Below are 23,715 nucleotides of genomic sequence, written 5' to 3' on the forward strand. Positions count from 1 at the left end.
CCTGTATCCCAGGATGCGGGCGCCTTGCCTTGATTCCGATCAGGCGAGCTCGGCTGCAGGTCTCGTCCTCGACTGGTATCATTCGCGGTTGTTACCGCCTCGCATTCCTACCCCCGCGAGCCGGGTCAGTGGAGGGAGTTACCGCTTGTTCCGATCCGCCGCTACCGGGCTGTCCGACGTGACGCGCCGCCTTTCGCATCGCCTGAGCCCTTGGTCCCTGCTGGTCCTTGCCATCGCCCTGTTCGTAGCGCTGCCGGTCATCGCCATCCTCGCCCATGTCTTCATGCCCACCCAGGGCATCTGGCAGCATCTGGCCAGCACGGTACTGAGTCGTTATTTGAGCAATACCTTCCTACTCGCCGTCACCGTGGGGCTCGGCACGATGGTGATCGGCACCGGCACGGCTTGGCTGGTGGTAATGTGCCGCTTTCCCGGGCGGCGGTTGTTCGAATGGGCGCTGCTGCTGCCGCTGGCGGTGCCCACCTACGTGATCGCCTACGCCTACACCGACTTCCTGCAGTTCGCGGGCCCGCTGCAGAGCTGGCTTCGCGAACTCTTCGGCTGGAGCCACGGCGATTACTATTTCCCCAACATACGCTCGCTGGGCGGTGCCGCCACGCTGATGACTCTGGTGCTCTATCCCTATGTCTACCTGCTGGCGCGGGCGGCCTTTCTCGAGCAATCGGTGTGCGTGCTCGACGTGGGCCGTACCCTGGGTCGCGGCCCCTGGCGCCTGTTCGTCAGCGTCGCCGTGCCGCTCGCCCGCCCGGCCATCGTCGGCGGCGTCTCGCTGGTGCTGATGGAAACGCTCAACGAGTTCGGCGCCGTGCAGTTCTTCGGTGTCGACACCTTCACCACTGGTATCTATCGCACCTGGTTCGGCCTGGGCGAGCAGGTCGCCGCGGCCCAGCTCGCCGCCTGCCTGTTGCTCTTCGTCATCGCCTTGGTACTGCTGGAGCGCTGGTCGCGCGGCAAGCGCAGGTATTTCCATACCACCAACCGTTACCAGCAGCTTCCCGAGTATCGTCTGCACGGCTGGCGTGCCGCCGGCGCCCTGCTCGCGTGCCTCCTGCCGGTACTGATCGGCTTCCTGCTCCCCAGCGGCCTGCTGGCTCACATGGCCATGGCCAAGGGCGATGCGCTGTTCGGCACCCGTTTCCTAGGATTCGCATGGAACAGCCTGACCCTGGCCACCTTGGCGGCTGTGATCGCCGTGGCATTGGCCGTGGTGCTCAGCTATGGCGTGCGCCTGCACGACAGCCCCCCGATCCGCTTCGCCACGCGCATTGCCGCCATGGGCTACGCCATACCGGGTTCGGTGGTTGCCGTCGGCATCCTGATCCCCTTCGCCTGGCTCGACAGTACCCTCAACAATTGGCTGCACGCCCACTACGGCAAGGTCGTGGGGCTGATCTTCAGCGGCTCGGCGTTCATCCTGATCTATGCCTACGTGGTGCGCTTCCTGGCCGTCTCCTTCAATACCGTGGAGGCGAGCCTGGGCAAGGTGACACCGAGTATGGACGCCGCCTCACGCACCCTGGGCCAGACGCCAGCCGGCACGCTCAAGCGCATCCACACGCCGATCATGCGCGGCAGTCTGATGGCAGCGGGAATCCTGGTATTCGTTGACGTGATGAAGGAACTGCCGGCGACGGTCATCCTGCGCCCTTTCAACTTCGACACCTTGGCGGTGCGAGCCTACAGCCTGGCCTCTGACGAGCGCCTCGCCGAGGCCTCGACGGCGTCACTCGCCATCGTGGCCGTCGGTATCATCCCCGTGGTTCTGCTCAGCATGGCGATGCGCCGCTCACGTCCCGGTTCCGGCAACCGTTGAGGGGAAGACGAAGACCTGCGACAGGTCGAGGTGAATATCGATCCGCTGCCCTTCGGCGGGCAGAAACACGCCGGGCACACGCGCATGCAGGTGAGCCTCGCGGCCATCCTCGCCGTGGGCGCAGATATGCAGCAGGCTGCTGCGGCCCAGCAGTTTGGCCATGACCACGTGACTGTAGCGATGCTCGGGAGCAGGATCGAAGTGTTCGGTGATGCGCAGCGCCTCGGGGCGGATCATGACCAGCGCCTGGCTGCCCTCGGGTAGCCAGCCGGCCTCGACCGGCCCGACCGGGGTCTGCACCCGCCCGTCACGCACCACGCCCTGTATTTCGTTGACTTCTCCGAAGAAGGCTACCACGAAGGGGTCGCAAGGGGCGCAGTAGAGCTCCCGCGGAGTGCCCACCTGCACGATGCTTCCTTCCCGCATCAGGGCGATGCGATCGGCCATGAACATCGCTTCCTCGGGATCGTGAGTGACCAGCAGCGTCGCCGCGCCGACCTTCTTCAGCACGTGCAGGGTGTCGTCGCGGATGCGATCGCGCAGGCGCGCGTCGAGGCTCGAAAAGGGTTCGTCGAGCAACATCAGTTGCGGCGCCGGAGCCAGCGCCCGGGCCAGCGCCACTCGCTGCTGCTGCCCGCCGGACAGCATGTGCGGGTAACTTTCGGCGTAGGCCGCCATGCCCAACTGCTCCAGCAGCGTCATGGCTCGCTCGCGGCGCTGGTGCGCGGGTTGCCCCTTGAGGCCGAAGGTGACGTTTTCGAGCACCGTGAGATGCGGAAACAATGCCGAATCCTGAAATGCCAGGCCGACATTGCGTTTCTCCGGCGGCACGTGCCGCCCCTTGGGCACAGCGATCTCCCCGCCATCGAGAGTCACGCGCCCACGCTGAAGAACTTCGAGCCCCGCAGCGATGCGCAGCAAGGTGGTCTTGCCGCAGCCGGAAGGCCCTAGCAGACAGACCACCTCGCCAGGCGCAATGTCGAGATCGACCTCCCGTACGGCGGGTTGGTTGCCGAAGCTATGATGCACCCCTTCCATGGTCAGCGCGGTAGCCTGACGGTAGGCGGTCGTTCCAGCGTCCATTGGCTTCAATTGGCTTGTCATAGGGCAGACGACACGAAATAAAGGATAGGCCGTCTCATCCTACCCGAAATGGCCGGCCGATGCGTTTGGAATCCCCTCGCATTCGCCATCTTCTTCGCATTTGGTTGCCTGGGATCATGGCGTTGCCCTACCGTTCGTTGCCGCCTCGCGCCGAGTGCTTGACGCCCCTTGGACAAAACGCTTCAATAGCGTCTACTTAATGCAACGTATTATCATTCAGCCGCATCTCTCTCAGGCACGCGAGGAATAAGAACCATGCTACAGCGCAACCGTCTCGTCGCTCCACTCGCCGTCGTGCTGGCCGGCTCAGCCTTTGCCACCACGGTTATGGCCGAGGAGGTCAACCTCTACTCGGCCCGCCATTATGACTCGGACGAGACGCTCTATCAGGCTTTCACCGAGCAGACCGGTATCAAGGTCAACCTGCTGGAGGGCGAGTCCGACCAGCTGATCGAGCGTATCCAGCGCGAAGGCGTGGCCAGCCCCGCCGATGTGATGATTACCGTCGACGCCGGTCGCCTGTGGCGCGCCGAGCAGGAGGGGATCTTCCAGAGCGTCGAGTCCGACGTGCTCGACGAGCGTCTGCCCGAGTCCATGCGTCACCCGGAAGGCAAGTGGTTCGGCTTCAGCCAGCGCGTCCGGGCGATCCTCTACAATCCCGAGAACATCGACCCCAGCGAGATCACCTCCTACGAGGATCTGGCCGACCCGCAGCTCGAGGGCGAAGTGTGCATTCGCTCCTCGAACAACATCTACAACCAGTCGCTGCTGGCTTCGATGATCGAGCACCATGGCGCCGAGGCCGCCGAGGAATGGGCGCAGGGCATCGTCAACAACATGGCGCGCGACCCCGAGGGCGGCGACACCGATCAGATCAAGGCAGTGGCAAGCGGTGAATGCGATCTGGCCGTGGCCAACCACTACTACTACGTGCGCCTGCTCGAGTCCGACGACGCCGCCGAGCGTGAAGTGGCCGAGAAGGTGGATATCCTGTTCCCGAATCAAGGGGACCGCGGCACTCACGTCAACGTCGGCGGCGCCGGCGTGGTCGAGGGCGCCCCCAACCGCGAGAACGCCATCCGCTTCCTCGAGTTCCTGGCCTCCGACGAGGCGCAGAAGATCTTCGCCGCCGGCAACTATGAGTTCCCCGTCGTCGAAGGCGTAAAGTTGAGCGAGACGCTGGAGTCCTGGGGCGAGTTCAAGAAGGACGACCTCAACGTCAGCATCCTGGGCGAGAACAATCCGGAAGCGATCCGCATCTTCGATCGCGTCGGCTGGCGCTAAGCCTAACCCGACATGAGCAAATGCCCGCGGCCATGGCCGCGGGCATTTTCGTCGAGGTGGAAGTGACTTGAGTCAGTCGGCCAACAGCGTCGGTGTCGAAGCGGCCCCCATGGCCTCGGCCAGGTCCCGTGCGGTCATGCCGCGGCTATCGCGCGCTTCGCGGCTGGCGCCGTGGGCGAGCAGTAAGCCGACAACCTCGACGCGGTCGAACATGGCGGCGAACATCAGCGCCGTCTTGCCATCCGGGGCGCAGCCGTTCACGTCGGCACCATGCGCGAGCAGCAGCTCCACCATCGCCAGGTCGCCCTTGTAGGCGGCCCCGGCCAGCGGGTTCTGGCCCTGGTCATTGCCAAGTTCGGGATCGGCACCGTGTTCGAGCAAGACCCGAGCGGTTTCCCGATGGCCGTGATAGCTGGCCAGCATCAGCAGGCTGTCGCCCTTGTGGTTGCGCAGGTTGGGCGGAAGCCCCTGGGGCAGGAGTTCGCGAAAGGTCTCGGCATCGCCCTGGCGGGCGCAGTTGAACAGCTTGGTGGCAAACTGAATCGTCTCCTCGTCCGGCTCGGCGTGCATATGCTGCGGTGCATCGGCCATGTCGTCTCCCGTCGCGGTATCCTTCCAACAGCATAGCGTGTCGCCATCCGTCTGGCAGCGGCGGCGCTGCTAATCGCCCCGATTGAGCGATTGAATCGACAAGCGGACGATCTCAATGCGCCTCGTCCCAGTTACCGCCGCTTTCGGCCTCGACAATCAACGGCACGCTGAGCTCGGCGGCGGCCTGCATGCGCATCTTCACCTCGTCGAGGAAGGCAACCACCTGGCCTTCCGCCACTTCGAACACTAGCTCGTCGTGAACCTGCATCACCATGCAGGCATCGAATTCGTCTCCCTGCAGCCAACCGTCGACCTCGATCATGGCGCGCTTGATGATGTCCGCTGCGGTGCCCTGCATCGGCGCGTTGATCGCGGTGCGCTCGGCGGCTTGGCGCCGGGCGTGGTTCTGGGCACGAATCTCCGGCAGGTAGAGGCGCCGGCCGAATACGGTTTCGACGAAACCGTCCTCGGCGGCCTGGGCGCGGATGCGTTCCATGTAGCGCGCCACGCCGGGGTAGCGATCGAAGTAGCGATCGATATAGGTTTGCGCCTGGCCGCGCTCGATGCGCAGCTGTTTGCCCAGGCCCCAGGCGCTCATGCCGTAGATCAGCCCGAAGTTGATCGCCTTGGCGCTGCGCCGCTGCTCGCCAGAAACCTTTTCCAGCGGTACGCCGAACACCTCGGCGGCGGTAGCGGTGTGGATGTCGCGATTCTCGGCAAAAGCGTCGAGCAGCCCCTTGTCCTCGGAAAGGTGCGCCATGATGCGCAGCTCGATCTGCGAATAGTCGGCGGCCACGATGCGATAGCCGGGCCGGGCGATAAAGGCCTGCCGGATCTTGCGCCCCTCCTCGGTGCGGATCGGGATATTTTGCAGGTTGGGATCAGATGACGACAACCGCCCGGTGGCGGCCACCGCCTGGTGGTAGCTGGTATGGAGCCGCCCGGTACGAGCATTGACCAGGCGCGGCAGCTTGTCGGTGTAGGTCGACCTGAGCTTGGCCAGCCCGCGATGCTCCATGATCACCTTGGGCAGCGGATAATCCAGTGCCAGCTCCTCGAGTACGGCTTCGGCGGTGGAAGGCGCGCCCTTGGGGGTTTTCTTGATCACCGGAATCTTCAATTCCTCGAACAGGATCTGACCCAATTGCTTGGGCGAGCCGAGGTTGAACTCGCGTCCAGCCAGTTCGAAGGCGCGGGCTTCCAGTTCACGGATGCGCTCGGCGAGTTCCCGGCTCTGGACGTGTAACCGCTCGGCATCGATCGCCACCCCGGTGCGCTCCATGCGCGAGAGCACCGGGATCAGCGGCCGCTCGATGCTATCGAGCACTTCGGCCAGTCGCCCCTCGGACTCGATTCGCGGCCTCAGTTCGCAATGCAGGCGCAAGGTCACGTCGACGTCCTCACAGGCGTAGGGAACGGCGTGTTCGAAATCGATCTGGTTGAAGGTGAGCTGCTTGGCGCCCTTGCCGGCGATCTCCTCGAAGCTGACCGTTTTCTGTCCCAGGTACTTCAGCGCCAGCGAATCCATGTCGTGGCGAGTGGCGGTGGAGTTGAGCACGTAGGATTCGAGCATGGTGTCGGTGAGCGGCCCGCGCACCTGGATGTCATAGTTGGCCAGTACCGAGATGTCGTACTTGAGGTTCTGACCGATCTTACCTCGGCAGGGGTCTTCCAGCAGCGGCTTGAGGGCTGCCAGGACGCTGGCCCTATCGAGCTGGTCGGGCACGTCGAGGTAATCGTGGGCGAGCGGCACGTACGCCGCTTCGCCGGGCTCGAGCGCGAGTCCCACGCCGACGATCTCGGCCTCCATGTAATCGAGGCTGTTGGTTTCGAGGTCGAAGCAGAAGGCCTCGCAGGCGCCGAGCCGCGAAAGCCAGGCATCGAGCTCGGCCTGGGTCAGGATCAGGTGATTCTTGCATGCCGCGACGCTTGCCGGCGGCGCGTCCGGGTCGAGGTTGCCCGCGGCAGCCGTGCCGGCGACCCCGGCGCCGCGGGCGATATCGTCGACGCCTTCGTCCTTGCCGGCCAGTAATTCGGAGAGCCAGGCCTTGAACTCGAGCTCGGTATAGAGCCGCTTGAGCGCCTCGCGATCGGGATGGGCGATGTCGAGATCGTCGAGCCCCACCGGCAGATCGCAGTCGGTCTTGATGGTGGCCAACTGATACGAGAGGTAGGCCATCTCGCGGTGCGCCTCGAGCTTCTTGGGCAGTGTCTTGGCACCACGAAAATCGAGGGCGGCGACACGATCGAGGGCGGCATAGATGGCATCGAGCCCGCCACCGATACCCTGCAGCAGGCCCAGTGCGGTCTTCTCGCCCACTCCCGGCACCCCGGGTATGTTGTCCACCTTGTCGCCCATCAGCGCCAGGAAGTCGATGATCAGCTCCGGCGGCAGGCCGAACTTGTCCTTGACGCCGGCAACGTCCAGGGTCTCATCCTTCATGGTGTTGACCAGGGTGATATGCCCATTGACCAGTTGCGCCATGTCCTTGTCACCGGTGGAAATCACCGCATCGCGCCCGGCCTCGGTGGCAAGCCGGGCCAGCGTGCCGATGACGTCGTCGGCCTCGACGCCCTCGACGCACAGCAGCGGCAACCCCAGCGCGCGTACGCAAGCGTAGAGCGGTTCCACCTGGCTACGCAGGTCGTCGGGCATCGGCGGACGCTGCGCCTTGTACTCCTCGAAAAGCGCGTCGCGGAAGGTCTTGCCCTTGGCGTCGAACACCACCGCCATGGGGCTGTCGGGGTAGTCCTTGATCAGCCGCTTGAGCATGTTGAGCACCCCCTTGATCGCACCGGTGGGCTGGCCCGACGAGGTGGTCAGCGGCGGCAGGGCGTGGAAGGCGCGGTAAAGGTAGGACGAACCGTCGACGAGAACGATAGGCGTGTCGGCCATGTATCGGCATCCGTTGGTCTGGGCTGAAAGCGTGATCCTGGTCAGCCATGATACGCATTGCGCGCCGCTTTTGCCGCCATCGTTGGGATCGTGTCGGTCAACGTCATACACTAGAGACAGCCACGCCGTGGCAGCGATCGTCGCAAGCGGTCTTCGGAGGCCAACATGAACCTTTCTCGACACATCCTGGCGACTACCTTGTTTATCCTCGGGCTCACTGCGGCCGTTCCGGCTCTGGCGCAATCTTCCGCCGAGGTTGAGCCAGACATCACCATCCGCCAGGAGGAAGATCGCACCATCCGCGAGTACCGCATCAACGGACAGCTCTATGCCATCGAGATTCGTCCGCGCAGCGGCCCCGGCTACTTTCTCGTCGATCATGATGGCGACGGCAATTTCGAGCGCCAGGAGGGCGACCGGATCGCCATCCCGGAGTGGGTGTTGATCCGCTGGTGACGTTCGCCATACACGGCACCGAATCGCATTCGCGGGCGTGCATCGAGATGCCAAGTCGCTACAATAGGCGGCTTGGCAAGCTGGGCGAGAGACACATGGCCGTATTCACCCCGTTAAGCGACGCACAGGTCGTAGAGTTCCTGAAGCGCTTCGATGTTGGCACTCTGGTGTCCCTTGAGGGGGTCGCCGGCGGCACGGAGAACACCACGTTCTTCCTCACCACCGACCGCCGCGAGCTGGTGTTGACGCTGTTCGAACAGGGCGAGCACGAGGAGCTGCCGTTCTTCGTCGATCTGCTCGACTACCTGGCCGAGCATCGCCTCCCGGTACCGGGACCGGTACACGATCGCGAGGGCATCGCCCTGCACAGTCTGGCCGGCAAACCGTCGTTGCTGTTTCCACGCCTGCCCGGCCGGCACCCGATGGCACCCAGCCTGGCCCAGTGCCGAGCGCTGGGCGACGCGCTGGGACGCATGCATCTCGTGTCACAACACTTTCCCGGCCATCGCCCCAACCCCCGCGACCTGAACTGGCTGTCGGCCATGCATCACAGAGTGCTGGTCTACCTGTCGCCCGAGGATCAGGCGCTGATGAAGGACGAGGTGGAGATCTACCAGGACGTCTTCGGCAACGCTCCCGAGCTGCCCCAGGGCGCCTTGCACGGCGACTTGTTCCGCGACAATACCTTGTTCGAGACAGATCGCCTCGGCGGCATCATCGACTTTTACAATGGATGCACCGGCGATCTGCTGTTCGACCTGGCCATCGTTATCAATGATTGGGCGTCCGGCCCCGATGGACGGCTCGATCGCGAGCGCCACGACACGCTGCTGAGCGCCTACCAGGCCCGCCGGCCGCTGACCCTCGCCGAGCGTGAGGTATGGCCGACGATGCTGCGCATGACGGCGCTGCGCTACTGGCTGTCACGCTTGTTGGTCGTCTACGTGGACCCTCCGGCCCACGACCTGACGCCGCACGATCCGGCCCGGTTTCACACCATCCTTGCGGCGCGCCTCAAGCACGGCGCCCTGCCACTGCCCGAAGCGAGCAACACATGAGCCTATCCATGGGAGCTGCCTCCGGCCCTGCCCAGCGTGCCCGCCGCACCTGGAACATCGATCAATGGGGCAGCGGCTATTTCGATGTCGACGACAGCGGCCATGCCCTGGTACGCCCTCTCGGCAGCGAGGCTGAAGGACCGGCACTTCCCCTCGCCCCGCTGGTGGACGAGTTGCGCGACGCCGGCCTGCGGCTGCCGGTGCTGGTGCGCTTCAGCGATATCCTGCACGACCGCGTCGAGCAGCTGTGCGACGCCTTCGACCTCGCCATGCAGGAGGAGGAGTACATAGGCGGCTACACCGCGGTCTACCCGATCAAGGTCAACCAGCAGCGCCGCGTGGTGGAAGAGATACTCGCCACCCGCGAGCGCGGGCGTGGGCGGGTCGGCCTGGAGGCCGGCAGCAAGCCGGAGCTGCTCGCCGTCCTGGCGCTCTCCGCCGACGGCCCCTCGCTGATCGTCTGCAACGGCTACAAGGATCGCGAGTACATCCGCCTGGCGCTGATGGGCGAGAAGCTCGGTCACCGCGTCTATCTGGTGGTGGAGAAGTTCTCCGAGCTGCCGCTGATCCTGGAGGAAGCCGAAAACCTGGGCGTCACCCCGCGCATCGGCCTGCGCGCACGCCTGGCTTCGGTGGGCATGGGCAAGTGGCAGGATACCGGTGGCGAAAAGTCCAAGTTCGGCCTGACCGCCTCGCAGATGCTGGCAGTGATCGAGCGACTGCGCGAGGCCGACTCGCTGGCCAGCCTGCAGCTGGTGCATTTTCACCTGGGCTCGCAGATTGCCAACATTCGCGACATCCATTCCGGTCTACGCGAGTGCGCACGCTTCTACCAGAGCCTGCTGGCACTCGGCGCGCCGATCGATACCGTCGATGTCGGCGGCGGACTGGGCATCGACTACGAGGGCACACGCTCGCGCAGCTTCTGCTCGATCAACTACTCGATGCGCGAGTACGCGCGTAACGTGGTCAGCGCCTTCGCCCAGGCCTGCGCCGAGGCCGAGATACCTCATCCGCACCTGATCAGCGAGTCCGGCCGCGCACTGACCGCCCATCACGCGGTGCTGATCGCCAACGTGATCGGCGAGGAGCGGGTCAACGACCAGCCTCCCGCGCGCCAGGCCGAGGACGACCCGCAGCTCGACGAGCTGTGGCGGGTTCACGAGTTGCTTCAGGGTGGCGTCGAACCGCGCGAACTGGTCGAGGCGTGGCACGACCTGCTGCAGGCGATGAGCGAGCTGCACGATCGCTTCATCATGGGCCTGGCCGATATCACCGTGCGCGCCGAGGCCGAAGGCGTCTACTTCGCCACCTGCGCGCGGCTGCGCGAACGTCTCGACAGCCGCAACCGCGCCCATCGCGAGATCATCGACGAACTGGCCGAGAAGCTCGCCGACAAGCTGTTCGTCAACTTCTCACTGTTCCAGTCGGTGCCAGACGTCTGGGGCATCGACCAGATCTTCCCCGTACTGCCGCTGACCGGGCTCAATCGCGAGCCCACCCGCCGCGGTGTGATCCAGGATATCACCTGCGACAGCGACGGCCGCATCGACGGTTATGTCGATGGCCAGGGCGTCGAGACCACCCTGCCGTTGCCCGAGTGGCACGAGGACGAGGAACGCCTGCTGGGCTTCTTCCTGGTCGGCGCCTACCAGGAGATTCTCGGTGACCTGCATAACCTGTTCGGCGACACCGATTCGGTCGACGCCGCGCTCAGCGAGAATGGCGAATGGGTGCTCAGCCACGCCCAGCAGGGCGATCGCGTCTCCGACGTGCTCGCCTACGTCAATTTCGACGCCACGATACTGCGCGATCGGCTCGCCGGCCAGTTGCAGGAGAGCGGCCTCTCCGCCGAGGAGCAGGGGCAGTTCCTCGACGATCTCTCCGCCGGCCTGCAGGGCTACACCTATCTGGAGTGACCGAGCCCGCTAGCGCCCTGTCGCGAAACGCCCCCTTGGCCCAGGCCGTGGGGGCGTTCTTCATTGAATCGAATGCGAATGAACCGTCTACTCCGCCACTCGACCACTGACCTCCAGTCCGCCGGTCAGGGTCAGGCGCAGGCTGGCACCGCGCGGCAACTCGCCCACGCCGGCGGGGGTGCCAGTCAACACCACGTCACCGGGCTCCAAGGTGAAATGACGGCTCATCTCGGCCACCAAGGTGGGTATCGGAAACAACATGTCGGCGCCCTCGCCATGCTGGCGCAGCTCGCCGTTGATCTCCAGTTCGAAGGTCAGCGCGCTCCAGTTCGGTACCCGATCCAGGGGCAGGAAGTCGGTCAACGGACAGGCGCCGTCAAAGGCTTTGGCCACCTCCCAGGGATGGCCCTTCTCCTTGAGGCGCGCCTGCAGGTCGCGCAAAGTCAGGTCGAGAGCCAGGCCGATGCCGGCAATGGCCCGCTCGGCCTCGCTGGTCGTCGCATGGCTGAGCCGCTCGCCGATCAATAGCGCCAGCTCCGCCTCGTAGTGCACTTCACCGCGCGAGAACGGGGCCTCCAGGGGTTCATCGAAGCTTGCTGCACTGGTGGCGGGCTTGATGAACAGTAGCGGCTCGCTGGGTACCGGGTTATTCAGTTCCTTGGCGTGATCGGCGTAGTTGCGTCCGACGCAGACAATTTTGCCAAGCGGATGAGGAAATGCCTGACCATCGATAAAACGGGGGACAAAGCGCATGGCGGGTCTTCTCCTTCTCGTTATGCGTGCCGCATCTCGACGACAAGGCTAACAGTCTACCGCACCATGCGCCCTGTTCCATCCACTCACCGCGCTGAGCACCGGGATCAGCCTTGCGGCGTCCACGCCTCATCCGGCTTATGGGCCAGGAAGCTGGGACGCCGACGGTGTGCGGCGAAGGGCTCGACGCAGGCATTATCACGCCGGTTGTAGACGAAGAAGACATTGCTGCGCGGATCCGGCGACATGTTGGCGTTCGAGCCGTGCAACGTGTTGCAGTCGAACAGCAGCAGGCCGCCTGCGGCTCCCTTCGGCGCCTCGATACCGTGGCGCGCGACCAGCTCACGCAGTGCCTCGCGTCCGGGCACACCGAACTCCTGGCGCTTCAGCGACTGGCGGTGGTGATTCTCAGGCGTCTCGCCCAGGCACGGCACGAAGACCTTGTGCGAGCCGGGAATCAGCATCAGCGGGCCATTGAACTCGTGATTGTCGGTCAGCACGATCGAGGCGCTGACGGCATGCATGGCCGGCATACCGTCCTCGGCGTGCCAGGTCTCGAAGTCGGAGTGCCAGCTGAAGCCCTTGCCCTCGAAGCCCGGCTTGTAGTTGATGCGCGACTGATGCACATAGGCGTCGCCGCCGAGTATCTGGCGCACACGGCCCACCAGGCGCTCGTCGCACGCCAGGGCGGCGAAGCGCTCGGACAGGTAATGCACCGCGAATAGCGAGCGGATCTCCTGGCTGTCGGGCTCGGTGATGCTGAAATCGCGACCACGGAAGTCGTCGCGACTAAGCAACTCACTCAGCTCCCGACACAGCTCGTCGAGCTCCTCTCCATTAATAAAATCGGGCTCGAACAGGAAGCCTTTACGCTCGAACTCATCGAGTTGCGCCGGACCCAGCGGCCCCTGCTCAGCGCGGCCGCGCACCACGCCCTCCCGACGCGCCACCCACAGGGTGTCGAGCGGCTTGGCGAGTCGGGTGGGGTAAGGATCGGGATCGCGTGTATTGTCGACCTGGGCGGTCATGGTATCGGCACCGACATAATCGGTCACCTGTTTCAGCTTACGGTTGGACGATGTCTTCACTGTCATCCAATCACCTCCTGTGTATCCGTGATCAGGTTCAGTCCCAACTCGTTCCAACGGCGTGCAGCCGTGGCGGCAGTCTCCCTAGGGAGCTTGCAACATAGATATGGCGATGCTGCATTGCGCTTTCAAGAGCAACAAAAAAACCGCCTTCATGGCGGTTTCGAATCACTGCAAGTCGCTGATTGTCCCAGCCGTCTCGAAGGGCTGAAGGTGCCGGCACTAGGGTCGACTCCGTGGCCTGTTAACAAGTCGGCCAAGGATAATGGTTGCGCTTTTACATTGAGGGTTAGCTTCGTTGCTTGTGCCGCGCGAATAGGGGCTCGGGTCTCGGAGTGACATGCAGTTTATCACCACCTGCCAATAATCCCCCCTGAGCCTGCGCTTCTAGCCGTTCGCTGTCGAGCCGGCGGATGTCAGCCGTTATCGCCTCGACATCGAGCGCGGTCATGCCGAGTGCGCGAAGACCGGCACCGCCGAAAGCCAGCGCCGATTCGAATGTCTCACGAAGCTCATAGTCAACCCCTGCTCCGCGCAGGCTGATCGAGTGCCCTCGGTCATAAGAGCGAACGAGAAGGCGAGCTGCGGGGAAATGGGATGCTGCTAGTTCGACGATGTGATCGGTCACCTTTCGTTCGTCGACGCAGACCATGATCGTATCCGCTGTCGCCGCACCGGACTGGCGCAACATGTCGAGTCGCGCTCCATCGCCATAATAGACCTTGAAACCGAATTTCTCGGCTTCGCGGATACGTTTGGGATTGTTGTCGATCAGCGTTACCGCGATACCTTGTGAGAGCAGCAACTGCGAGGCGATCTGGCCGAAGCGGCCAAAGCCGATCATCAGTACACGGCCTTTCAATCCTTTAGGCATTTCGATTCCCTCCGTCGATACCGCCTCGCCTTTCAGGAAGCGGTCGGAAGCAATCAAGATCAGCGGTGTGAGCGCCATTGAGAGAATAATGGCAGACGAGAAAACGGCATGCTCCGCAGCGCCGATCACACCTTCGCCGGCGGCCGCCGAATAGAGCACAAAGGCAAATTCACCGCCCTGGGCAAACAAAGCCATGCGGCGAAGAGCCTGCCTGCTCGTGGCGCCGAAGAGCCGCGCGATGGTGTAGATGCCAATCGACTTCACGGCGACATAAATCAACAGAAGCGCCAGGACTTTCTGCCATTCCGCTACGACCAACCTGAGATCCAGGGACATGCCGACCGCTAGAAAGAACAGGCCCATCAGCAGGCCTTTGAAGGGTTCCACATCGGTTTCTATTTGATGACGATAACTCGATCCCGACAGCATCACGCCGGCTAAAAATGCCCCCATGGCCATTGAAAGGCCACTTTGCTCCATCAGCAGAGCCGCCCCCAGAACCACAAGAAGCGCACCCGCTGTCAGCACCTCAGTCGTGCGAGCTCGGGCAAGCAGAGCGAAAAATGGATCGAGTAGCCACCGGCCAACCGCAATCACGAAGGCGATGGAACTGACCGCGAGCAGAACTCCCGTCAGGTCGATGCCGTTCCCGCCTCCGTCGGCCGCCGCGCTCATGAATGCGACGATCGCCAGCAGCGGCACGATCATAAGATCTTCCAGCAGCAGGATCGACATTGCCTGCTGCCCCTGTGAACTGGCAAGCTCGCCGCGCTCCTTGAGAGTCGACATGATGACGGCGGTCGATGACAGGACGAAACCTGAACCGGCAACGAAAGCGACTGCCGGTGACAGACCGAGAATCAGGCCTGCTCCGGTCAGAAGAGCAATGCAGAACAGCACCTGCGCCAGGCCAAGGCCAAATATCTGGGTTCGCAGCGCCCAGAGTTTTTGCGGTCGCATTTCGATGCCGATCAGGAACAGGAACATTACGACGCCGAGCTCGGAAATATGCAGGACGGTCGAAGGGTCGGAGAAGATTCCCAGCACTGAGGGACCGACCAGAAGACCGCCCGCGAAGTAACCAAGCACAGATCCCAATCCGAGTTTGCGAAACAGGGGTACCGCGATTACCGCCGAACTGAGAAGAACGACGGCCGACCCGAGCGTTTCGGCGATGCCTGCCTCTGCCATGATCTCCCTCCGCAATGAAGTGTCGTCTGGGCTTGTGCTTTTCGATTTCGCCTCCCCCTGCCACCCATGGCTAAGCTTGGAAGGACAGCAAGACGCGGAAGCGACAGTCTGGCAACCAGCAGACATCCGGCTTCATGGTTAAGGCAAGGAGAGATTGGTCCACTGTCTGTAGGGCGTTGCCGGACAGGAACGTAGTCGCCAGGAGAATCGCTGGGCAAATAGGGCGATCCTACCCATTGCCGCTGTTGCGACTGGCCAAATCCACGTGGTTATGGAGTTCACCAATAACGGGGCGAAACGGTCACGTTTTCTCGACCTAGGTACTATCGAGGATATCCCTGCCTATCTCCAGCTTATCTCTGGCAGAAAGGCACAAAAAAACCGCCTCCAAGGGCGGTTTCTAACATCTGCAAGTCGCTGTTTCCCGAAGGTCTTGATGGTGCCGGCACCAGGAGTCGAACCCGGGACCTACTGATTACAAGTCAGTTGCTCTACCAACTGAGCTATGCCGGCTCGGGACCGATCCAGGCGAATTGCAGATCGGATAGGGGTTGGCGTGGCTGGGGTACCAGGATTCGAACCTGGGAATGCCGATACCAAAAACCGGTGCCTTACCACTTGGCGATACCCCAGCATTGTGGTGGCCAGAGACGGAATCGAACCGCCGACACGGGGATTTTCAATCCCCTGCTCTACCGACTGAGCTATCTGGCCGCTGCCAACGGTGCGTATTAAACAAGATTCGCCCTGCAGCGTCAACCCTTTCGTTTCATGCAGATGGCGGGGGCGCGCTGGTCCCGGACGGCCTAGTCCCGGGGCGGCACGTAGCCTTCTGCCTGGTCGGTCTCGCGGTTGGCGAGGAAGCGCTCCATCTGTTCATTGAGGTACGCCCGTGCCTCGGGATCGAGCATGTTGAGGTGCTTCTCGTTGATTAGGCGGGTCTGCAGCGCTTGCCACTCTTCCCAAGCTCGCTTCGATACGTTGGCTTGGATCTCCTGCCCCTTCTTGCCGGGCAGCGGCGGGAACGGCAGGGCCTCGAGCTCCTGCTGGTACTTGCGACAGAACACGGTCTTGCTCATGGGCGAACTCCTCATAACGGAATGCAATCGGCCAGCGACGCTATCATGCCCCCTCGGAAGCGGCCAGGGCGAAAGGAGCCAGCGACGCCAGCAGAGCCTTGACCGGCGCGGCCAGGCCAAGGCGCGGGGGATTGGCGGGATCGTACCAGCATCGCGTCTCGCCGATCGAATCGAGCCCATCGACGCGAGCCGGCTGCGGCGTGATCTCCAGGCGAAAATGGCTGAAGGTGTGATGGAAGGCCGGCCACGCCGGATCGAGTTCGGCGGCGGGAGCATGGACCTCGAGCCACGTGCGCAGCGTTTCCGGGTCGTCGAATTGCGGCAGCCCCCACAGTCCGCCCCACAGCCCCCTGGCGGGGCGCTGTTCGAGCAGCACCCGGCCCTCGGCATCGCGCAGCACTAGCATCCGGGTGGTACGCGTCGGCAGCGCCTTCTTCGGCTTGGCTTCGGGAAAGCGGCGCTCTTCGCCGCGGGCATGGGCCACGCAGACGTCGGCGAACGGACAGTGCCCGCAGTCGGGCGTACCGCGGCGACACAGGGTAGCGCCGAAGTCCATCATCGCCTGGGTATAATCGACCACGCGTGCGTGCGGCGTATAGTGTTCGGCCAGTGCCCACAGTCGACGCTCCACGGCCGGGCGACCCGGCCAACCCTCGACGGCATGCAGGCGAGCCAGACTGCGCTTGACGTTACCATCGAGTATCACCGCCCGTCGCCCAGTGCTCTGGGCGACGATCGCCCCTGCGGTGGAGCGACCGATGCCGGGCAGCGCGGCCAGCGCATCGAGACTTGCCACCGGCAGCTCGCCAGCATGCTCCATCATCACTTCGCGCGCGGCCCGATGCAGGTTCCGCCCGCGGGCGTAGTAGCCAAGCCCGGTCCACAGATGCAGAACCTCGTCCTGAGGGGCCTCGGCCAGGTCACCGAGCGCGGGAAAGCGCGCCATGAAGCGCTCGAAGTAAGGAATTACCGTGGCGACCTGGGTCTGTTGCAACATGATTTCCGAGACCCATACTCGGTAAGGGGTGCGTTGTCGTTGCCAGGGCAAATCGTGGCGGCCATGCTGGTCGAACCAGGCCAGCAGGCGCTGCTGGAACGCTTCCGGCTCGAGCACGGGCGCTGGCATCTCGCTCATTGACGATCCTTGCGCAATATCGGCCTTGCGAAAAAAAGCGCCGACTCGGGAGTCGGCGCAGGGACTGACTTACTTGGTACTCACTCCAACAGACCGCGCAGGGCATCACGAAGTTCCCTGCCGGCATCGTTGCCCATCCGTTCCTCGAGACGCTCCAGCGGTCGCTCGAGCCGGCGCTCGAGTTCATCGCTGGCGCGACGGCCCACTTCATCGCGCAGCAGTTCGGCCAACGAGGACTGGAACGCCTCGCGATCGAAGCGACACCACTCTCGGCTGTCGCCGGAAAGCTCACCGCTGCAGCGTACCGGCAGGGGTACCCGCTGCAGTCGCGGATTCACCGGGCAGGCGGCGTCGGCTCCGTCGACGAAGCGCGCCGCAGCACGCAGGTCGAAGTGCTCGCTGCCCAAATCCAGCTCGCCGTTCCCTCCCATCTCGATCCCAGGGAGCGTCACCAGGATGTCATCGCTGCGAGCGACGCCATCACGAATGCGCAGACTGGCCTCGGCGCGCTCGAAACGCGTATCGGCGCTCCAGTCACGGCTCGTCTCGCGCCCCTCCACAAACGCCGCTAGCGTGCATAGCTCCTGCGAGACGTTGGCTTCGAGCACGGCGCCCTCGTCGATGCGTCCGGCGAGCGTGCCATTCAGGTTTCGCTTCAACGCCGACCAGGCGTTTTCCCGCGATTCCAGCTCCCCCTCGAGAGAGAGGCGCCCGCGCAGCGGCGCCGGGCTATCGTCTTCGGTCATCGCCTGGATCAGCGGCTCCAGCTGTACTCGGGACAGGTTCGGTTCGAGCTGCCAACGTATCGGCTCGCGGGTCAGGTCGAGTGCACCGGAAGCGCTCAGTTCGCCATCGTAGAAGGCCGATTCGAAACGCTCCAGGCGCTGATGCCCTTCTCCACCGGACAACACCAGCCCCACCTCGGTGAAGTCGAGCCCATTGAGCCGCAGTCGCGACAGCGCGAGGCGTCCGTCCAGATCTAGCTCCGCCAGCCATTCGGCAGGCACCAGTGATGCAGGATCGCTGGCCAGGGCACGCTCGATACCGGGCAGGCCGCCCCGCGCCGCACTCTGCTCGGCGGGTGTGTCCGCCGGCAGATAACGATCCAGATCGAGGCTGTCTCCCTGCAGCTCGAAATTCAGCAGGCTGCCACCGAAGCCCATCCCCAGGCGCCCGGTGAAGGTGCTGTCGTCGAGTACCAGGGTCAGCCCCTCCAATTCGACATGTTCCAGATCGCCGCGAACCGGGCTGGTCAGCGCCACGTCGGTGAGCGCCCCTTCCGCCATCGACGGCGCCTCGCCCAGGCGTGCAAGCCAAGGTCTGAGGGACAGCGGAGCCAGGCTGAGCTGGCCACTGTAGCTCGGCGCGCTGTCGAGGTCGGCCAGGTTGAGGTGGCCGCTCAAGCGTAGCCCATCGGGGCCGGTGAGCTGCAGGTCGCGCAGCTGCGCCGTTCGCTGCTCCAGGTCTGCATCCAGCGCCAGGGCGAGCGTCAGGGACAAGGCGTCTTCGCCCAAGTCAGGGTGCTGCAACCCGGCCTCGAGACGGCCCTCCTGCAGCTGCAGACGCTGCTGTGACAGGTCCAGGATGAGCTGCTGACCGGTCAGGTCCGTCTGTTGCCGATCTTCGACTCCCCTGAAAAACGTGGCGGCGCTCAGCTTCGGCGCTTCCATGACGTAACGGCGCTCGGCCAATGCCAGGCGCATCCGCCCCTCCAGGGAGATTTCGCTGGCCAGTGCCGGCTTTCGCTCCAGTTCGCGCCAGTCGAGCCGATCATAGGACTTCAGGCGAAAAGAGCTCCGGAACGGGAAGGCGCGCTGCGGATTGACGTTGGAACCCGACAGGCCCACGTCTTCGAGCAGCCACTCACGCCCGGCCGCTCTGTCGCGATAGCGGACCGCCCCGTTGCGTATCTGCACGCTGGCAATGTTGAGTGCCACGGCCAGGTTGCCGCCCTCCAGGCTGGGCCCCGCGCTGGCCGGCGCCAGGGCGGATTCGGCCCCCTCACGGCGCTCATCGAGGCGCTGCAGCAGGGCTTCCCAATTGCCTCGCCCCTGCTCGTCGCGCTCCAGACGCAGGCTCATGCCGTCCAGCATCAGCCCTTCGATGGCGATTTCGCCGCGCAGTAGCGGCGCAAAGGCGAGACTGACCTCGGCATGCGTGAACGCCAGGAAGGGGGGAGCACCGTCTTGCTGCTCCGGCAGACGGCCTTCCGCCTCCTTCACGCTGACCCCCAACCGCGGGTAGAACGACCATGAGAGCGGCCCGTCCAGGGACAACTCCAGGCCACTGTGCTCGCGCACCACTTCGACCAGCCTCGGCTTGAAGTCCTCGGGGTCGAGGAAAGTCGTGACGTAGACCACAGCCGCCGCCACCACGACACCCAGGACTCCGATGGCGGCGAGCAGCGTTTGAAACAGTCGCTTCATTATGTACCGCCTCCTTGCAGCGGTGGTGCGAGCACGAAGTAGTCACCGGTGGCATGCGGACGATACCCCAGTCGAGAGAGCAGAAGTTGGTCGGCCACCGGCAACTGCGATGCGGGAGCGCGCAGCTCGAGCCCCCGGGCGTGGGCGGCCTTGGCCACCAGCGCCAGCAACCTTGAGCCCACCCCACGCCGCCGGGTGGCCCTGCGCACGCATAGCTCCGACAGCCACCAGGCCTGTGCGTCGGCCTTCACCGCGACCGCCCCAAGAAGGCGGTCGTTGAAGCGCGCGCAGCCAAAGAAATGGCCATCCTCGAGGTGCTCTTGGAGGAAACTGTCGACAGGCATGACGAGGCGCTCGGCGGGCGCATCGGCATAGATTCGTGCCAGATCATGACGCGCCTGGGCATCCGACGCCCAGACGGACTTGTCGACGAGGTGAAGCGTTACCGGCATGACGGTCTCCTGGGCCGCGGCCCCGGGCCGCCGCTGTGTTGGGCGCATTGTAGCGGATGGGGGGGACGATTCTCTATAATGGATGCCCATTGCGGCAAGCGCAGCGACTTGCCCGCCCGGCTCGCGCCCGGGCCCACCCCATGCGACGCGCGCCAGCGCGGGAGAGTTCGACATGTCCGAGCGAATCGCCACGGTCAGCCGTGATACCCAGGAAACCCAGATCACGGTCACAGTGAACCTCGATGGCGAAGGCCGACTGAACGGCGAATCCGGCGTTCCCCTCCTCGATCATATGCTCGACCAGGTGGCGCGCCACGGCCTGATCGATCTCGACATCAAGGCGATGGGCGATCTGCATATCGACGACCATCATACCGTCGAGGATCTCGGCATCACGCTCGGGCAGGCCTTCGATCAGGCCATCGGCGACAAGCGCGGCATTCGCCGCTACGGTCATGCCTATGTGCCGTTGGACGAGGCGCTGTCGCGTGTCGTGATAGACTTCTCCGGTCGCCCCGGCTTGTTCATGAATGTCGATTTCACACGCGCCAGTATCGGGCGCCTCGATACCCAGCTGTTCTGGGAGTTCTTCCAGGGCTTCGTCAACCATGCACGGGTCACGCTGCATATTGATAACCTGAAGGGCTTCAATGCCCACCATCAGGCGGAAACCATCTTCAAGGCCTTCGGTCGTGCGCTGCGCATGGCCGTCGAGCCCGACCCGCGCATGGCCGGCCAGATGCCGTCCACCAAGGGCTGCCTGTAACGCCGTCGACCGAACCTGAGAGGAGCCGCTATGACCATTGCCGTCATCGACTACGGGATGGGCAATCTGCACTCGGTTGCCAAGGCCCTGGAACACGTGACCCACGAACATGTGGTCATTACCCGCGACCCGCGCCGCATCCAAGGCGCCACCCGCCTGGTGCTGCCCGGCCAGGGGGCGATCCGTGACTGTATGGGCGAGCTCGAGAAAACCGAGCTGCGCGGGTTGGTGCAGGAGTTACTGGCGAAGCAGAGCAAGCCGCTGCTGGGCATCTGCGTCGGTCAGCAGATGCTGCTCGATCACAGCGAGGAGAGCGGCGGCATCCCCTGTCTGGGCTTCCTGGCAGGCGAGGTGAAGCGCTTTCCCACCGACATGGTCGACGACCGGGAGCAGCGTCTCAAGGTACCGCACATGGGCTGGAACCTGGTGTACCAGCACCATGCGCATCCGCTATGGAACGGCATCGATCAGAACGAACATTTCTACTTCGTGCACAGTTATTACGTGGCGGCGAGCGAAGACGCCTGCGTCTTCGGCACGACCCGCTACGGCCGGGTCGATGCCCACGTGGCCATCGGCCGTGACGCCACCTTCGCCGTCCAGTTCCATCCGGAGAAGAGTTCCCGAGCCGGGCTCAGGCTGCTGGAGAACTTCGTCACGTGGTCGCCCTGAATCGCGCCGTCGCGCGCGCCGAGCCGGAGACGGCATCATAGAGGACACGACATGCTGGTAATTCCCGCCATCGATCTCAAGGACGGCAAGTGCGTTCGGCTCAAGCAGGGACGCATGGACGACGCCACCACCTACGGCGACGACCCGGTGGCTATGGCCGCGCGCTGGGTCGATGCCGGCGCCCGTCGCCTGCACCTGGTGGATCTCAACGGCGCCTTCGAGGGCGAGCCGATCAACGGCGAGGCCGTCACCGCCATCGCCCGCCACTGGCCCCAGCTGCCAATCCAGATCGGCGGTGGCATCCGCTCCGCCGCGACCATCGAGCATTATCTGGAAGCCGGGGTCTCCTACGTGATCATCGGCACCAAGGCGGTCAAGGAGCCGGCCTTCGTCGGCGAGATGTGCCGCGCCTTTCCCGGCCACGTGATTGTCGGCCTCGATGCGCGTGATGGCTTCGTCGCCACCGATGGCTGGGCCGAGGTCTCCACGGTCAAGGCCACCGATCTGGCAAAGCGCTTCGCCGACGACGGCGTTTCCAGCATCGTTTACACCGACATCGCTCGCGACGGCATGATGAATGGCGTCAATGTCGAGGCCACCGCCGAGCTCGCCCGCGAAGGCGGCCTGCCGGTCATTGCCTCGGGGGGCGTGACGAACCTGGACGATTTGCGCGCCCTGGCAGCCACAGGAGAATCGGGCATTCTCGGTGCCATCACCGGACGCGCCATCTACGAAGGCAGCCTCGACGTGGCCGAAGGCCAGAGGTTGTGCGATGAACTGACTGCAGGGCTCGACCGAGCCGGGAGCTGAATCATGGGGCTGGCCAAACGCATCATTCCCTGTCTCGACGTCGACGCCGGCCGCGTGGTCAAGGGCGTCAACTTCATCGGCATCCGGGATGCCGGCGATCCGGTGGAGATCGCCCAGCGCTATAACCTTCAGGGTGCCGACGAGATCACCTTCCTCGATATCACGGCGAGCCATGAGGACCGCGATACCACCGTGGAGATGGTCGAGCGCATCGCCGGCGAAGTGTTCATTCCGCTCACTGTGGGCGGTGGCATTCGCACCTGCGACGATATCCGTACCATGCTCAACGCCGGCGCCGACAAGGTCTCGATCAATACCGCCGCGGTCAACAACCCCGATTTCGTGCGCGAGGCCGCCGAGCGCTTCGGTAGCCAATGTATCGTCGTGGCCATCGATGCCAAGCGTGTCTCCGCCGAGGGCGAATCGCCGCGCTGGGAAATCTTCACGCATGGCGGACGTCGCCCCACCGGGCTGGATGCGGTCGAGTGGGCGAAGAAGATGGTGGCATACGGCGCTGGCGAACTGCTATTGACCAGCATGGATCGCGACGGCACCAAGGCCGGCTTCGATCTCGGCGTGACCCGCGCCATCAGCGACGCCGTAACGGTGCCGGTGATCGCTTCCGGCGGCGTCGGCAATCTCGATCATCTGGTGGAAGGGGTGCTGGAAGGCGGCGCCGATGCCGTGCTGGCTGCCAGTATCTTCCATTTCAGCGAGTACACCATTCCCGAGGCCAAGCGCTACATGGCAGAGCGTGGCATCGAGATGCGCCTGTCACAGGGACAAGGAGAGTGAATCTTGCGGGTTTCTTGGAAGGTCGCCATGCGCCGGAGCATCATCGCTCTCGCCGCATTCATGCTGGCATCGCCAGCGCTCCGGGCCCAACAGAACCCGATCTGGCCGCCACTGCTCGAACTCGATCACGCGTTGCTGCAGACCAGCCTCTACACGCGCCACTTCGACCCCGAGCCCGATCACAACAACCGGCAGGAGCTGATCGGACTCGAGCTGCACAACCCGCAGCATTGGCTGATGGGCGGCGCCCGATTCCTGAATTCCTTCCATCAGGAAGCCATCTACCTTTATGCCGGCCGTGAGTTCCCGTTGTGGGAGCCGCACGGCCACGTCACCGTACGCGCCAAGCTGACCGCAGGCCTGCTGCACGGCTACCGTGGCGAATACCAGGACAATATCCCCTTCAACCGTCACGGCACGGCGCCAGCCGCCCTGCCCAGTCTGGGCCTGCAATGGGGACGCTTCGAGACCGACCTGATCGTCTTCGGCACTGCCGGGGCCATGGTCATGGGCGGCATCCGCTTCTAGGCGG

Annotated in this window: 20 protein-coding genes and 3 tRNA genes; 10 read left to right on the forward strand and 13 right to left on the reverse strand. The window is 64.1% G+C overall.

All coding sequences use genetic code 11. The features are described 5' to 3' along the window. Positions 1–145: 145 nt before the first annotated feature. Positions 146–1,834 carry an ABC transporter permease gene (locus tag F0A17_RS20135; RefSeq protein ID WP_187774754.1) on the forward strand — a complete coding sequence of 563 codons (1,689 nt, stop codon included), beginning with the start codon at positions 146–148 and terminating at the stop codon, positions 1,832–1,834. Here the strand turns inward: F0A17_RS20135 and F0A17_RS20140 are convergent. Continuing rightward, positions 1,808–2,938 carry an ABC transporter ATP-binding protein gene (locus F0A17_RS20140; protein WP_422671203.1) on the reverse strand — a complete coding sequence of 377 codons (1,131 nt, stop codon included), beginning with the start codon at positions 2,936–2,938 and terminating at the stop codon, positions 1,808–1,810. The genes F0A17_RS20135 and F0A17_RS20140 overlap by 27 nt on opposite strands. Positions 2,939–3,193: 255 nt before the next feature. Here F0A17_RS20140 and F0A17_RS20145 point away from each other — a divergent pair, with 255 nt between their 5' ends. Next, positions 3,194–4,222, forward strand: a complete 1,029-nt coding sequence (locus F0A17_RS20145; RefSeq protein WP_149330159.1) for a Fe(3+) ABC transporter substrate-binding protein — start codon at positions 3,194–3,196, stop codon at positions 4,220–4,222. Positions 4,223–4,294: 72 nt separating this feature from the next. On the opposite strand, the gene F0A17_RS20150 is transcribed toward F0A17_RS20145, so the two are convergent. Continuing rightward, complete coding sequence (locus tag F0A17_RS20150; RefSeq protein WP_149330160.1) at positions 4,295–4,813, reverse strand: ankyrin repeat domain-containing protein; 519 nt, start codon at positions 4,811–4,813, stop codon at positions 4,295–4,297. Between the two features lie 112 nt (positions 4,814–4,925). After that, positions 4,926–7,709: a DNA polymerase I gene (gene polA, locus F0A17_RS20155; protein WP_149330161.1), complete on the reverse strand. Its 2,784-nt coding sequence runs from the start codon at positions 7,707–7,709 to the stop codon at positions 4,926–4,928. Positions 7,710–7,874: 165 nt separating this feature from the next. Here polA and F0A17_RS20160 point away from each other — a divergent pair, with 165 nt between their 5' ends. The 3 genes from F0A17_RS20160 to speA all read left to right on the forward strand — a co-directional run bounded on the left by F0A17_RS20160 (position 7,875) and on the right by speA (position 11,142). Next, a complete protein-coding gene (locus tag F0A17_RS20160; protein WP_149330162.1) occupies positions 7,875–8,165 on the forward strand; it encodes a DUF2782 domain-containing protein in 291 nt (96 codons plus the stop codon). 95 nt (positions 8,166–8,260) lie between these two features. Then, positions 8,261–9,223 carry a homoserine kinase gene (locus tag F0A17_RS20165; RefSeq protein WP_149330163.1) on the forward strand — a complete coding sequence of 321 codons (963 nt, stop codon included), beginning with the start codon at positions 8,261–8,263 and terminating at the stop codon, positions 9,221–9,223. Next, on the forward strand, positions 9,220–11,142 hold the full coding sequence (speA, locus tag F0A17_RS20170) for a biosynthetic arginine decarboxylase (protein WP_228716980.1): 1,923 nt from the start codon (positions 9,220–9,222) through the stop codon (positions 11,140–11,142). Before F0A17_RS20165 ends, speA begins: the two co-directional genes overlap by 4 nt. Positions 11,143–11,229: 87 nt before the next feature. Here speA and F0A17_RS20175 read toward each other — a convergent pair whose 3' ends face one another. From F0A17_RS20175 to F0A17_RS20220, 10 genes are all read right to left on the reverse strand, one after another. Continuing rightward, positions 11,230–11,895, reverse strand: a complete 666-nt coding sequence (locus F0A17_RS20175; RefSeq protein WP_149330164.1) for a fumarylacetoacetate hydrolase family protein — start codon at positions 11,893–11,895, stop codon at positions 11,230–11,232. Positions 11,896–12,002: 107 nt separating this feature from the next. Further along, positions 12,003–12,989, reverse strand: coding sequence for an ectoine hydroxylase (gene thpD, locus F0A17_RS20180; RefSeq protein ID WP_149330165.1), 987 nt, complete (start codon positions 12,987–12,989; stop codon positions 12,003–12,005). A gap of 283 nt (positions 12,990–13,272) precedes the next feature. After that, positions 13,273–15,048: a monovalent cation:proton antiporter-2 (CPA2) family protein gene (locus F0A17_RS20185; protein ID WP_149330166.1), complete on the reverse strand. Its 1,776-nt coding sequence runs from the start codon at positions 15,046–15,048 to the stop codon at positions 13,273–13,275. Positions 15,049–15,485: 437 nt separating this feature from the next. Then, positions 15,486–15,561, reverse strand: a tRNA-Thr gene (locus F0A17_RS20190). Between the two features lie 44 nt (positions 15,562–15,605). After that, positions 15,606–15,680: transfer RNA gene (locus F0A17_RS20195), tRNA-Gln, on the reverse strand. A gap of 6 nt (positions 15,681–15,686) precedes the next feature. Further along, positions 15,687–15,762, reverse strand: a tRNA-Phe gene (locus F0A17_RS20200). A 92-nt stretch (positions 15,763–15,854) separates the two neighbouring features. Continuing rightward, positions 15,855–16,127 carry an oxidative damage protection protein gene (locus F0A17_RS20205; RefSeq protein WP_149330167.1) on the reverse strand — a complete coding sequence of 91 codons (273 nt, stop codon included), beginning with the start codon at positions 16,125–16,127 and terminating at the stop codon, positions 15,855–15,857. A 43-nt stretch (positions 16,128–16,170) separates the two neighbouring features. After that, on the reverse strand, positions 16,171–17,262 hold the full coding sequence (mutY, locus tag F0A17_RS20210) for an A/G-specific adenine glycosylase (RefSeq protein WP_149330168.1): 1,092 nt from the start codon (positions 17,260–17,262) through the stop codon (positions 16,171–16,173). Positions 17,263–17,342: 80 nt separating this feature from the next. Next, positions 17,343–19,688: an AsmA family protein gene (locus F0A17_RS20215; RefSeq protein WP_149330169.1), complete on the reverse strand. Its 2,346-nt coding sequence runs from the start codon at positions 19,686–19,688 to the stop codon at positions 17,343–17,345. Further along, positions 19,688–20,140, reverse strand: a complete 453-nt coding sequence (locus F0A17_RS20220; RefSeq protein ID WP_149330170.1) for an acetyl-CoA sensor PanZ family protein — start codon at positions 20,138–20,140, stop codon at positions 19,688–19,690. The genes F0A17_RS20215 and F0A17_RS20220 overlap by 1 nt, the downstream gene beginning before the upstream one ends. A gap of 172 nt (positions 20,141–20,312) precedes the next feature. Between F0A17_RS20220 and hisB the strand changes: the two genes are divergently transcribed. The 5 genes from hisB to F0A17_RS20245 are packed head-to-tail and all read left to right on the forward strand — an operon-like array spanning position 20,313 to position 23,711. After that, the gene (gene hisB, locus F0A17_RS20225; protein WP_149330171.1) at positions 20,313–20,906 is read left to right on the forward strand and encodes an imidazoleglycerol-phosphate dehydratase HisB; all 594 of its coding nucleotides are present in this window, start codon (positions 20,313–20,315) and stop codon (positions 20,904–20,906) included. A gap of 30 nt (positions 20,907–20,936) precedes the next feature. Next, complete coding sequence (hisH, locus tag F0A17_RS20230) at positions 20,937–21,578, forward strand: imidazole glycerol phosphate synthase subunit HisH (RefSeq protein WP_149330172.1); 642 nt, start codon at positions 20,937–20,939, stop codon at positions 21,576–21,578. 51 nt (positions 21,579–21,629) lie between these two features. Then, positions 21,630–22,388 (forward strand): 1-(5-phosphoribosyl)-5-[(5-phosphoribosylamino)methylideneamino]imidazole-4-carboxamide isomerase, encoded by a 759-nt coding sequence (gene hisA, locus F0A17_RS20235; RefSeq protein ID WP_149330173.1) that lies wholly within the window; start codon positions 21,630–21,632, stop codon positions 22,386–22,388. Positions 22,389–22,391: 3 nt separating this feature from the next. Further along, the gene (gene hisF / locus F0A17_RS20240; RefSeq protein WP_149330174.1) at positions 22,392–23,183 is read left to right on the forward strand and encodes an imidazole glycerol phosphate synthase subunit HisF; all 792 of its coding nucleotides are present in this window, start codon (positions 22,392–22,394) and stop codon (positions 23,181–23,183) included. Between the two features lie 27 nt (positions 23,184–23,210). Further along, positions 23,211–23,711: a hypothetical protein gene (locus tag F0A17_RS20245; protein WP_228716981.1), complete on the forward strand. Its 501-nt coding sequence runs from the start codon at positions 23,211–23,213 to the stop codon at positions 23,709–23,711. The last annotated feature ends 4 nt before the right edge of the window (positions 23,712–23,715 follow it).

Source organism: Billgrantia pellis, from assembly GCF_008297955.1.
Classification (GTDB): Bacteria; Pseudomonadota; Gammaproteobacteria; order Pseudomonadales; family Halomonadaceae; genus Halomonas; species Halomonas pellis.

What these genes read in the sequence shown, in the direction of transcription:
- polA (WP_149330161.1), bottom strand. Translation starts at nt 7,709, where the DNA reads ATGGCCGACACGCCTATCGTTCTCGTCGACGGTTCGTCCTACCTTTAC.
- hisH (WP_149330172.1), top strand. Translation starts at nt 20,937, where the DNA reads ATGACCATTGCCGTCATCGACTACGGGATGGGCAATCTGCACTCGGTT.
- hisA (WP_149330173.1), top strand. Translation starts at nt 21,630, where the DNA reads ATGCTGGTAATTCCCGCCATCGATCTCAAGGACGGCAAGTGCGTTCGG.
- F0A17_RS20185 (WP_149330166.1), bottom strand. Translation starts at nt 15,048, where the DNA reads ATGGCAGAGGCAGGCATCGCCGAAACGCTCGGGTCGGCCGTCGTTCTT.
- F0A17_RS20145 (WP_149330159.1), top strand. Translation starts at nt 3,194, where the DNA reads ATGCTACAGCGCAACCGTCTCGTCGCTCCACTCGCCGTCGTGCTGGCC.
- F0A17_RS20165 (WP_149330163.1), top strand. Translation starts at nt 8,261, where the DNA reads ATGGCCGTATTCACCCCGTTAAGCGACGCACAGGTCGTAGAGTTCCTG.
- F0A17_RS20160 (WP_149330162.1), top strand. Translation starts at nt 7,875, where the DNA reads ATGAACCTTTCTCGACACATCCTGGCGACTACCTTGTTTATCCTCGGG.
- hisB (WP_149330171.1), top strand. Translation starts at nt 20,313, where the DNA reads ATGTCCGAGCGAATCGCCACGGTCAGCCGTGATACCCAGGAAACCCAG.
- mutY (WP_149330168.1), bottom strand. Translation starts at nt 17,262, where the DNA reads ATGAGCGAGATGCCAGCGCCCGTGCTCGAGCCGGAAGCGTTCCAGCAG.
- F0A17_RS20205 (WP_149330167.1), bottom strand. Translation starts at nt 16,127, where the DNA reads ATGAGCAAGACCGTGTTCTGTCGCAAGTACCAGCAGGAGCTCGAGGCC.
- F0A17_RS20150 (WP_149330160.1), bottom strand. Translation starts at nt 4,813, where the DNA reads ATGGCCGATGCACCGCAGCATATGCACGCCGAGCCGGACGAGGAGACG.
- hisF (WP_149330174.1), top strand. Translation starts at nt 22,392, where the DNA reads ATGGGGCTGGCCAAACGCATCATTCCCTGTCTCGACGTCGACGCCGGC.
- F0A17_RS20140 (WP_422671203.1), bottom strand. Translation starts at nt 2,938, where the DNA reads ATGACAAGCCAATTGAAGCCAATGGACGCTGGAACGACCGCCTACCGT.
- F0A17_RS20245 (WP_228716981.1), top strand. Translation starts at nt 23,211, where the DNA reads ATGCGCCGGAGCATCATCGCTCTCGCCGCATTCATGCTGGCATCGCCA.
- F0A17_RS20220 (WP_149330170.1), bottom strand. Translation starts at nt 20,140, where the DNA reads ATGCCGGTAACGCTTCACCTCGTCGACAAGTCCGTCTGGGCGTCGGAT.
- F0A17_RS20175 (WP_149330164.1), bottom strand. Translation starts at nt 11,895, where the DNA reads ATGCGCTTTGTCCCCCGTTTTATCGATGGTCAGGCATTTCCTCATCCG.
- speA (WP_228716980.1), top strand. Translation starts at nt 9,220, where the DNA reads ATGAGCCTATCCATGGGAGCTGCCTCCGGCCCTGCCCAGCGTGCCCGC.
- F0A17_RS20215 (WP_149330169.1), bottom strand. Translation starts at nt 19,688, where the DNA reads ATGAAGCGACTGTTTCAAACGCTGCTCGCCGCCATCGGAGTCCTGGGT.
- thpD (WP_149330165.1), bottom strand. Translation starts at nt 12,989, where the DNA reads ATGACAGTGAAGACATCGTCCAACCGTAAGCTGAAACAGGTGACCGAT.